Genomic DNA, 9,689 nt, shown 5'->3' with positions numbered 1-9,689 from the left:
AGATGTGTATAAGGGTGAGGGGCTCGATCGGCGGGGTGGGGCTTGATCAGCGCGAGGGCGCGGCGGTGTCTGGCCGTGCGGAAAGTAGGGGAAAGGTCGCTGACGCGAATTTTGCCCCGCATCCGTCTACTTGCGTCCGTGGTTGCTGCGGCGTGACAGCATCGGGCCATGACCTCGCAGGCCCGGCCGACCCGACGCACCCCGCGCGCCGAGTGGCGCGGAATCCTTACCAGGCGTCGAGGAGATCCGCTTCCGCCTCGACGTGCGGCGTCGAGACTGTCGGCGTACGTCTACGGGAACATCATGGTGCTCGCGGCGCTGGTGACGGCGTCGGCTCACGCGGTCGAGAACGGCGAAGCGGTCTGGCTGGTGCTCGGGACCGGTCTGACGACCTACATCGCCCACGTCTTCGCCGACCTGGTCGCGGGCAGCAGCATCCCGGAGGCACACGGTCACGACACACAGGCCGACGAGTCGCAGTCTGATCACCTTGACGCCCCCGACGCCCCGGAACCAGACGCCGCTGAACCCGACGCCCTGGAACCCCGCGACCCCGAACCCAACGCCCACACCCCCAAGCCCGAGCGACCAGGCGACGCCGCGCGGAGGCACGTGCGACACGAGCTGCGCGATGCGACGCCCATCATCTCCTCGGCGATACTTCCCGCAATCGCGCTGGCGCTCGGTTGGGCCGACGTGTTGCCGACGGCGTGGGCGCACGGGATCGCGGGAGCGGTCGTGGTGCTGCGTATCGCGAGCGTGCCGATCGTCGTCGAGCGTGTGCGCGGAAACGAGGTCAGCGTGACGGTGATCGTCGCGGGCATCGTCACGGCTGCACTTGCCGCGATGGTGGTGTTGCTGAAGGTGCTTCTCGCGCACTGATCGTCGGTGCAACCGCACGTATCGGGGTCCTACCAGCGACGATGCGGGGAACAAGACGTCGTCGACTGTCGTTGGGAACCCGTATACGCCACCGCCTGTTCAGCTGCTCGAGAGCTGCAGGTAGGGCTGTGGATCCGTTTTTTGACCTGTGGAAATCAGGTCGGTAGAGTGGATCGTCGGTGCCCGGCTGCCCGGGCAACGTCCGCATGCCCTCGCCGGGTTACCGGTGGCGATCGGATCGAGATCATTCTCTCTCAGAGAAGGCCTCGGCACGCGCCAGGCGCGCCGGACGACACCAAGCCAGTCCGCTGTCGGGTGCTTGACACGCCCGACCTCGGGGTAGAAATAACTGTACTGACCAGCACAGAAGTGCCGGTGGGGCGAGTTGTGGAAGCAACCAGAATCGGATTTATCCGCTCTGAGCGCTTGCCCGGAGCACAAACCACGACACGACGACAACAGAGGAATGAAACTCACAAGTGCCAACGATTAACCAACTGGTCCGCAAGGGCCGTCACGACAAGACCGCCAAGAAGAAGACGGCGGCCCTCAAGGGAAGCCCGCAGCGTCGCGGCGTGTGCACCCGCGTCTACACCACCACCCCGAAGAAGCCGAACTCCGCGCTCCGTAAGGTCGCCCGCGTGCGCCTGACGAGCTCCGTCGAGGTCACCGCTTACATCCCGGGTGAAGGCCACAACCTCCAGGAGCACTCGATGGTGCTCGTGCGCGGCGGTCGTGTGAAGGACCTCCCCGGTGTTCGCTACCGCATCATCCGCGGCTCGCTCGACACCCAGGGTGTCAAGGACCGCAAGCAGGCTCGCAGCCGCTACGGCGCCAAGAAGGGAAGCTGATAAGCGATGCCACGTAAAGGACCCGCACCCAAGCGCCCCCTCGTCAACGACCCGGTCTACGGCTCGACGCTGGTCACCCAGCTCGTGAACAAGATCCTCCTCGACGGCAAGAAGTCGACTGCCGAGCGCATCGTCTACCAGGCCCTCGAGCAGGCTCGTGAGAAGACCGGCACTGATCCGGTCGTCACCCTCAAGCGCGCGCTCGACAACGTCAAGCCGACCCTCGAGGTCAAGAGCCGCCGCGTCGGCGGTGCCACCTACCAGGTGCCCGTCGAGGTCAAGCCGAACCGCGCCAACACCCTCGCACTGCGTTGGCTGGTGACGTTCAGCCGCCAGCGTCGTGAGAAGACCATGGTCGAGCGCCTGGCCAACGAGCTGCTCGATGCCTCCAACGGCCTCGGCGCTTCGGTCAAGCGTCGCGAGGACACCCACAAGATGGCAGAAGCCAACCGGGCGTTCGCGCACTACCGCTGGTGACGTAACCGCCCACGGGCACTGGCCGCTCGGAGCGGAGCGAAGAGCGGCCAGTCCACCCGAGCTTGCGAGGGTGGGCTGCGCAGCCGCGGCTAGAAACAAGACAGCCTTTAGTCCCAAGATTTCCCGAAGGGAACGGAATGGCACAGGAAGTGCTCAGCGACCTGAAAAAGGTTCGCAACATCGGCATCATGGCCCACATCGATGCCGGCAAGACCACCGCGACCGAGCGAATCCTCTTCTACACCGGTGTGAACTACAAGATCGGTGAAACCCACGACGGTGCTTCGACCACCGACTGGATGGAGCAGGAGAAGGAGCGGGGGATCACCATCACCTCCGCCGCCGTGACGTGCTTCTGGAACGGCAACCAGATCAACATCATCGACACCCCCGGCCACGTCGACTTCACGGTCGAGGTCGAGCGCAGCCTGCGCGTGCTCGACGGTGCCGTTGCCGTCTTCGACGGCAAGGAAGGCGTCGAGCCGCAGTCCGAGCAGGTCTGGCGGCAGGCAGAGAAGTACGACGTCCCGCGTATCTGCTTCGTCAACAAGATGGACAAGCTCGGTGCCGACTTCTTCTTCACCGTGCGCACCATCGAGGAGCGCCTCGGCGCGAAGCCGCTGGTTCTGCAGCTTCCGATCGGCGCCGAGGACAACTTCGACGGCGTCGTCGACCTGATCGAGCAGAAGGCGATTACCTGGCGCGGCACCGTCGAGATCGGTGCGGAGCCGACCATCGAGGAGATCCCTGCTGATCTCGTCGATCAGGCTGCCGAGTACCGCGAGAAGCTGCTCGAGATCGTCGCCGAGAGCGACGAGAAGCTGCTGGAGAAGTACTTCGGTGGTGAGGAGCTCTCGGTCGAGGAGATCAAGGGCGCCATCCGCAAGCTGACGATCGCGCGTGAGTACTACCCGGTCATCTGCGGTTCGGCCTTCAAGAACAAGGGCGTCCAGCCGATGCTCGACGCGATCATCGACTACCTGCCGTCCCCGCTGGACGTGCCGAGCGTCGAGGGTCACGCCGTTGGCAACGAAGAGGAGATCCTCTCTCGTAAGCCCAGCGCAGACGAGCCGTTCTCCGCACTGGCGTTCAAGATCGCCGCGCACCCGTTCTTCGGCAAGCTGACCTTCGTCCGCGTGTACTCCGGCCACATCACGGCGGGCACCCAGGTGCTCAACGCGACCAAGGGCAAGAAGGAGCGCATCGGCAAGCTCTTCCAGATGCATGCCAACAAGGAAATGCCGGTCGAGGACGCCACCGCGGGCCACATCTACGCGATGATCGGTCTGAAGGACACCACCACCGGCGACACCCTGTGCGACCCGAGCGCGCCCATCGTCCTCGAGTCGATGAGCTTCCCGGACCCGGTCATCAACGTCTCGATCGAGCCGAAGACCAAGTCCGACCAGGAAAAGCTCGGTACCGCGATCCAGAAGCTCGCCGAAGAGGACCCGACGTTCTCCGTGCAGCTCGACGACGAGACCGGCCAGACCGTCATCGGCGGTATGGGTGAGCTCCACCTTGACATCCTCGTCGACCGTATGAAGCGCGAGTTCAAGGTCGAGGCCAACGTGGGTAAGCCCCAGGTTGCCTACCGCGAGACGATCCGCAAGGCCGTCGACAAGCACGAGTACACGCACAAGAAGCAGACCGGCGGTTCGGGCCAGTTCGCGAAGGTCATCATCAAGCTCGAGCCCCTTGTGGATGCCGAGGATGGTGCGACCTACGAATTCGTGAACGCCGTCACCGGTGGTCGCGTCCCGCGCGAGTACATTCCGTCGGTCGACGCCGGTGCGCAGGATGCCATGCAGTACGGTGTCCTCGCCGGCTACCCGCTGGTCAACTTGAAGGTCACGCTGCTCGACGGTCAGTACCACGACGTCGACTCGTCGGAAATGGCCTTCAAGATCGCCGGTTCGCAGGCCCTCAAGGAAGCTGCGAAGATGGCGAGCCCGGTAATCCTGGAGCCGATCATGGCCGTCGAGGTCACGACTCCTGAGGATTACATGGGCGACGTGATCGGCGACCTGAACTCCCGCCGTGGCCAGATCCAGGCCATGGAGGAGCGCAGTGGTGCACGTGTCGTCAAGGCACAGGTGCCGCTGTCGGAGATGTTCGGCTACATCGGCGACCTCCGGTCGCGGACCCAGGGTCGAGCTAACTACTCCATGGTGTTCGACTCGTACGCCGAGGTTCCGGCGAACGTGTCGAAGGAGATCATCGCCAAGGCCACCGGCGAGTAATTCGCCGGCCGGTCTCCGGCTTTGACCGCGCGCCAACGGCGCACGCGTCGTGCGGGCACGCAGTGTGTTCCGCGCGGGCACGCAATACGGGTGTTCGTACGACGCGGACAACGTAAGAGAAAACCCCTGCTGGGATCCGCCCAGTAGAGCAACACAGTCCAGGAGGACAAACAAGTGGCGAAGGCGAAGTTCGAGCGGACCAAGCCGCACGTGAACATCGGCACCATCGGTCACGTCGACCACGGCAAGACCACCCTGACCGCGGCTATCACCAAGGTCCTGCACGACAAGTATCCGGAGCTCAACAAGGCATCTGCCTTCGACGAGATCGACAAGGCTCCGGAGGAGAAGGCTCGTGGTATCACGATCAACATCTCCCACGTCGAGTACGAGACCGAGAAGCGCCACTACGCGCACGTTGATGCCCCGGGTCACGCCGACTACATCAAGAACATGATCACCGGTGCTGCTCAGATGGACGGCGCGATCCTCGTGGTCGCCGCCACTGACGGCCCGATGCCGCAGACCCGCGAGCACGTGCTGCTGGCCCGCCAGGTCGGTGTGCCTTACATCCTGGTCGCCCTGAACAAGGCCGACATGGTCGACGACGAAGAGATCATCGAGCTCGTCGAGATGGAGGTCCGCGAACTGCTGGCCGCCCAGGACTTCGACGAGGACGCTCCGGTTGTCAAGGTGTCGGCGCTCAAGGCTCTCGAGGGCGACGCCGAGTGGGTCAAGTCCGTCGAGGACCTGATGGACGCTGTCGACGAGTCGATCCCGGATCCGGTTCGCGAGACCGAAAAGCCGTTCCTGATGCCCGTCGAGGACGTCTTCACGATCACCGGCCGCGGCACCGTGGTCACCGGTCGTGTGGAGCGCGGCGAGGTCAAGGTGAACGAGGAAGTCGAGATCGTCGGCATCCGCGAGAAGTCGACCAAGACCACGGTCACCGGTATCGAGATGTTCCACAAGCTGCTCGATTCGGCTCAGGCAGGCGACAACGCCGGTCTGCTGCTCCGCGGCCTCAAGCGTGAGGACGTCGAGCGTGGCCAGGTCATCGTGAAGCCGGGCACCACGACCCCGCACACCGAGTTCGAGGGCCAGGCGTACATCCTGTCCAAGGACGAGGGCGGCCGTCACACCCCGTTCTTCAACAACTACCGTCCGCAGTTCTACTTCCGTACCACGGACGTGACCGGCGTCGTTACCCTCCCCGAGGGCACCGAGATGGTCATGCCGGGCGACAACACCGAGATGAGCGTCAAGCTCATCCAGCCTGTCGCCATGGACGAGGGCCTGCGCTTCGCCATCCGCGAGGGTGGCCGCACCGTCGGTGCGGGTCGAGTCACCAAGATCATCAAGTGATTTCGTTTCACCGATGATCTGACTCACTGAGTCAACGAAGGCGCCCGGTCACGAAAGTGACCGGGCGCCTTTCATTTTCCTCGGCTCCGCCGGAGGATTCGACGCCGCGCTCGGGGTGGCGACCACAGCCCGGTGTCGATCAGGTGCGCGATGAAACCCTGTGCGTCATACGAAGATCCGGCCGGAGCTCGTCCGCGTGCCCAGGCGACGAACGCGTCGTCGAACCGCGTGCCGAGCTGTGCACGAACCTGCGGGAGCCGCCGTGCTGCTTCGCCACATCGCTTGCGCAGCAGGGCATTTTCCGTTGCCTTCAGTCGGTCGACGTCGAATCCCGGGGGAGGTGGCCCGCCCGAGACGAGCGCACTTACGAGAGCGCTCTGGCGTTCGGCCAGCGTCGGCCTTCTGTTGGACCGCGATTCGATCGGGTGACATTCGACGGCGTCGTGCGTGTTCATGATGCGCACTCCCACGGGTGATTCCACATCGGCCGGTCTACGCCCGCGGCGTCGGCGATGGCATGCAGTTCGTCGACGAGTTCGGTTGCCGGCGGATAGTGCCCGTCACGCTCGAGCAGGAACGCGCCGGCCCGACCTGTTGCCGCGAGTTGCGTGACCAACGCGAGCACGTCGTCGGGCACCGGGGCGGTGTGGGTGTCGTGGTAGAGCTCGCCGTCGGATTCGCCGCCCGCCACATGGCAATATGCGATCCGCTCGAGCGGGAGTCGGGCGAGGTCTGAGGAGGGGTCGGAACCCCGATTGGCAGCGCACGCATAGACATTCGCGACGTCGACGAGGAGATACACGCCGGTGCGCTCGGCGAGTTCGGCAAGGAACTCGCCGTCGGTGTACTCGTCGTCGGGCCACTCGACCAGTGATGCAATGTTCTCCACCGCCAACGGCACGGGCAGGCGGTCCTGTGTGCGGCGGATGTTGTCGGTCAGTGCATCGAGGGCCTCGCGGCTACGTGGGACGGGGAGAAGATGTCCCGCCTCCACGCCGCCCGCCCGAACGAATGCGATGTGTTCGCTGACCAATGGTGCGTGGAGCGTTTCCGCGCAGCGAGTGAGTGCTGAGATCCGTTGCGAGGTAACGGGTTCTGCGCCTCCGAGTGAAAGTCCCACTCCATGCGGGATGATCGGGACGTCCAGTGCCATGAGGTCGGGAAGCCAGGAGTGGGGGTCGTCGAGTGCGGGTACCGACTCCGCGATCACCTCACAGAAGCCGAGACCCGAGAGTTGCGCGACGACCCCGGAGATCTCCGGACGCCACCCGATGCCGATCCCGGCGGGCAAGTTGAGTGTCATGGGACTGCTCCTTGTCGTGTCGTGATGGCAGTAGGTAGGTGAGACTCGCTCACCCGCCGCAGCCTCCGCCGCCGCCCCCGCAGCTACTCGACGAACCGCAGCTACTCGACGAACCGCAGCTACTCGACGAACCGAAGCCGCCTCCGAAGTCGCCACCTGCACTCCACGAGCCGCCGAAGTGCCCGGTCGATGCTTTCGCGTTGGCTGCGAAGGGGGGATCGACGAGCTCGACGATGCGGATGCCGAAGAGCGCCACGCCGATCGCTGCGGCCGTCGGACCATATGTGCGTACGGCAGGCCGTAGTTCAGGTCGGAGATGTCGGTTCCTCGATCGTGCGGCGGCCAATGCCGTGTTGCCGCGGATCGTGCGTCGTTCTTGGATGCATGCCACCAGCGGCAGGAACATCAGGTCGGCGAAGAGGAAGGCGAGCAGCAGGCCGGTCGGCTTTCCGTTGCTCAGCCCCGCGATGACCCGGATCACGCCGACGACCATGACGAGCACCAACGCGAGTCGGGCGCCTCGGGCGGAGGGCGTCGTGAGGTAGCCGCGTGCGCGTAGTTCGTTGCGTAGGTCGGTGCGGGCCCACCGGGTTGTTCTGGCCACATTGTTGGGCTTTCCCGACTGGTTGCGGAGTGCCTCGAGGATCGTGCGAGACAGTTGATCGAGTCGGGACTTCGTGCGCGACGGCGTGGGGGTCGGCCGGCCGTCGGAATCAACGTATCCCTGCGTGAGTAGTTGTGTGAGCGCCGCGAGGTGTGCGTTGCGATCGGAGACCAGCATGCCGATCTCCGTGGGTGTCAGTCGTTCGATCGGATCGTCGAGGCGGATGCGTCGTGCGCGGTAGATGTCGCAGATCGCCCAGAGCCAGCATGCAACGGATGTTGTGGCGAAGATGACGAGGAAGACCGGCCCGGAGATTCCCCAGGTGTTCTGACTGTGCATGTGTACCACCACCTTTCGTGAAGGGGTCGACCACAGGTCGCCGGCGGATCAGCAACGCGCCATCGCGTAGATCCTCGGTGCCGGCAGGTCGGCTGGAACGTCGATGTGTGGGTGCCCGACGGACCCCGAGATGGGGTTGGGCGCAGGGGAGTGCGGCGTACCCGGAGGGGGCTATCAGCCTTGTCGGGAGTTGTTGCCGCGCAAGATGACCCGTGGACCAGGAAAGGTCAGAGCTGGGTCACGTCGAGGTGATCGTGTACGTCATCTGTTGTCTCGGTGTCGTTGTTCATGACCACCTCCTTCTTTTTGGTATCGAAGAGCTGTGTGGCGTGGAACGTGCACCGCGCCAGGTCATCTCAGTATCGGGGCGGCGTCGCAAATAGCCACTCCCCGCCGCACTTCGTCACCGATTCGTGACTGACGACCAATGATTCGACGAATCGCTGTCGAGCGCGTGAACGACTTACACGCCCCACCCGTAGACGTAGTCGGCGAGCCCGGTTCCGTGGGCCGGTGACTGTCCCGGCAGATTCGGTGTGCTGTTGAGGACGTAGTACGTGTTGGGCGTGCCGGCGTCGATGACGGCGATCGACTGCGTGTACATCGCCTCGCCCTTGGGGAGTTGCTTGTGGAGAACTCGGAACAGGTTCGGCAGCGAGCCGGTGTACTTCACGACACGGAACTGCGCGCTCGTCTTCGTTTTGTGCGGATCATTCACCGGGAGGTTGACGTTGGTCGTGGTCCACTTATCAAGGTTCCGCTGCGGATTCTTGATCGCCTTGAGCGCCGACACGGTCGCGGGATTGGCCACCGCGAGGTGGATGTGAAGCTGATCCTTCCCTCGTGCCTCGGCTGAATTCACGCCAATGGCAAGGGGTTTCGCGGGAACCTTGGTGACCCACTTCTGGGCCTCCGCCCATGCGGAGTACCAGAGGTTCAACTGCGAGCCGTCCCACAGGTAGGAGCATTCGATGCCCTTGATGCGATTGGTCGGCACCAGCAGGTAATCGTCGCCGTGCCCGGGATGATCGCCGCCGAGGCGTATCGCGTAACGCTTGGGGTGCTTCTTGTCGGGTTGGTACTTCGCCGCGGGCGTCACGACGTCGAGGTTGCCGGGCTTGAACGGCTTGACGCCCGTCTCACCCTTCACGTCGTCCCAGAGTGTGAATCGGGGGTCCGTCTTTCCGGAGTCCGAGTCGAGTCCGCACCCTGCCGGTGGCGGCGCGACCTTGGGTGCGGCTGTGGCGATGCCGCCTCCGAATGCTGTGCTCATGGCGATCGCCGCACCGATGGCGAGTGCGGCCAGTCGTCGACCCCCGCACGCTCGTGGTGTTGTCCGAAACGACGTCGTACGCAGTAGGGGCTTCATCTCTGGCCTCTCGCCGATTCAGGTGGTCTTCGACGTCGATGCTGGTGGCCATCGGCGTCGAGCGCGGCGGCTCGTGCGGGATCATCGTTCCACGTGCGGGCACGGTCACTACGTGAAAGCGGGCAATTCGTGTCCTGCGTTCGGCAGACGTAGACGGCGTGGCGCCCCTCTCGACTCGACCGCGACGGCGGCGTCCGAGCTAAGCAAACGAGTAACTCTAATTAACATGAGTCACATCTGCCACTTTGGTAACTGC

At 64.3% G+C, this 9,689-nt stretch carries 9 protein-coding genes; 5 read left to right on the top strand and 4 right to left on the bottom strand.

Annotation, left to right across the window (positions count from 1 at the left end; all coding sequences use genetic code 11):
* Window positions 1-168 precede the first annotated feature (168 nt).
* From A5785_RS18590 to tuf, 5 genes are all read left to right on the top strand, one after another.
* A complete protein-coding gene (locus tag A5785_RS18590) occupies window positions 169-882 on the top strand; it encodes a hypothetical protein (RefSeq protein WP_064868270.1) in 714 nt (237 codons plus the stop codon).
* Window positions 883-1,361: 479 nt separating this feature from the next.
* Entirely contained in the window at window positions 1,362-1,733 is a 372-nt protein-coding gene (rpsL, locus tag A5785_RS18585) for a 30S ribosomal protein S12 (protein WP_005170078.1), read from the top strand.
* Window positions 1,734-1,739: 6 nt separating this feature from the next.
* Window positions 1,740-2,210, top strand: a complete 471-nt coding sequence (rpsG, locus tag A5785_RS18580; protein ID WP_005170081.1) for a 30S ribosomal protein S7 — start codon at window positions 1,740-1,742, stop codon at window positions 2,208-2,210.
* 137 nt (window positions 2,211-2,347) lie between these two features.
* Window positions 2,348-4,453, top strand: coding sequence for an elongation factor G (gene fusA / locus A5785_RS18575; protein ID WP_005203837.1), 2,106 nt, complete (start codon window positions 2,348-2,350; stop codon window positions 4,451-4,453).
* 174 nt (window positions 4,454-4,627) lie between these two features.
* Window positions 4,628-5,818 carry an elongation factor Tu gene (tuf, locus tag A5785_RS18570; RefSeq protein WP_005203838.1) on the top strand — a complete coding sequence of 397 codons (1,191 nt, stop codon included), beginning with the start codon at window positions 4,628-4,630 and terminating at the stop codon, window positions 5,816-5,818.
* A 71-nt stretch (window positions 5,819-5,889) separates the two neighbouring features.
* Here tuf and A5785_RS18565 read toward each other — a convergent pair whose 3' ends face one another.
* The 4 genes from A5785_RS18565 to A5785_RS18550 form a co-directional block, all read right to left on the bottom strand.
* Complete coding sequence (locus A5785_RS18565; protein ID WP_051993748.1) at window positions 5,890-6,273, bottom strand: hypothetical protein; 384 nt, start codon at window positions 6,271-6,273, stop codon at window positions 5,890-5,892.
* Complete coding sequence (locus tag A5785_RS18560) at window positions 6,270-7,121, bottom strand: DUF692 domain-containing protein (protein ID WP_005203839.1); 852 nt, start codon at window positions 7,119-7,121, stop codon at window positions 6,270-6,272. The genes A5785_RS18565 and A5785_RS18560 overlap by 4 nt, the downstream gene beginning before the upstream one ends.
* 49 nt (window positions 7,122-7,170) lie before the next feature.
* Entirely contained in the window at window positions 7,171-8,064 is an 894-nt protein-coding gene (locus tag A5785_RS18555) for a TIGR04222 domain-containing membrane protein (protein ID WP_005203840.1), read from the bottom strand.
* Between the two features lie 463 nt (window positions 8,065-8,527).
* On the bottom strand, window positions 8,528-9,337 hold the full coding sequence (locus A5785_RS18550; RefSeq protein WP_005203842.1) for a CDP-diacylglycerol diphosphatase: 810 nt from the start codon (window positions 9,335-9,337) through the stop codon (window positions 8,528-8,530).
* Window positions 9,338-9,689: the final 352 nt, after the last annotated feature.

Origin of the sequence: Gordonia sp. 852002-50395_SCH5434458, from assembly GCF_001665905.1 — a bacterium.
Taxonomy (GTDB): domain Bacteria; phylum Actinomycetota; class Actinomycetes; order Mycobacteriales; family Mycobacteriaceae; genus Gordonia; species Gordonia jacobaea.
Note: the sequence above shows the minus strand (reverse complement) of the source record. Positions and strands in the feature narration are given on the sequence as shown.

What these genes read in the sequence shown, in the direction of transcription:
- A5785_RS18590 (WP_064868270.1), top strand. Translation starts at nt 169, where the DNA reads ATGACCTCGCAGGCCCGGCCGACCCGACGCACCCCGCGCGCCGAGTGG.
- rpsG (WP_005170081.1), top strand. Translation starts at nt 1,740, where the DNA reads ATGCCACGTAAAGGACCCGCACCCAAGCGCCCCCTCGTCAACGACCCG.
- fusA (WP_005203837.1), top strand. Translation starts at nt 2,348, where the DNA reads ATGGCACAGGAAGTGCTCAGCGACCTGAAAAAGGTTCGCAACATCGGC.
- A5785_RS18565 (WP_051993748.1), bottom strand. Translation starts at nt 6,273, where the DNA reads ATGAACACGCACGACGCCGTCGAATGTCACCCGATCGAATCGCGGTCC.
- A5785_RS18560 (WP_005203839.1), bottom strand. Translation starts at nt 7,121, where the DNA reads ATGACACTCAACTTGCCCGCCGGGATCGGCATCGGGTGGCGTCCGGAG.
- A5785_RS18555 (WP_005203840.1), bottom strand. Translation starts at nt 8,064, where the DNA reads ATGCACAGTCAGAACACCTGGGGAATCTCCGGGCCGGTCTTCCTCGTC.
- A5785_RS18550 (WP_005203842.1), bottom strand. Translation starts at nt 9,337, where the DNA reads ATGAGCACAGCATTCGGAGGCGGCATCGCCACAGCCGCACCCAAGGTC.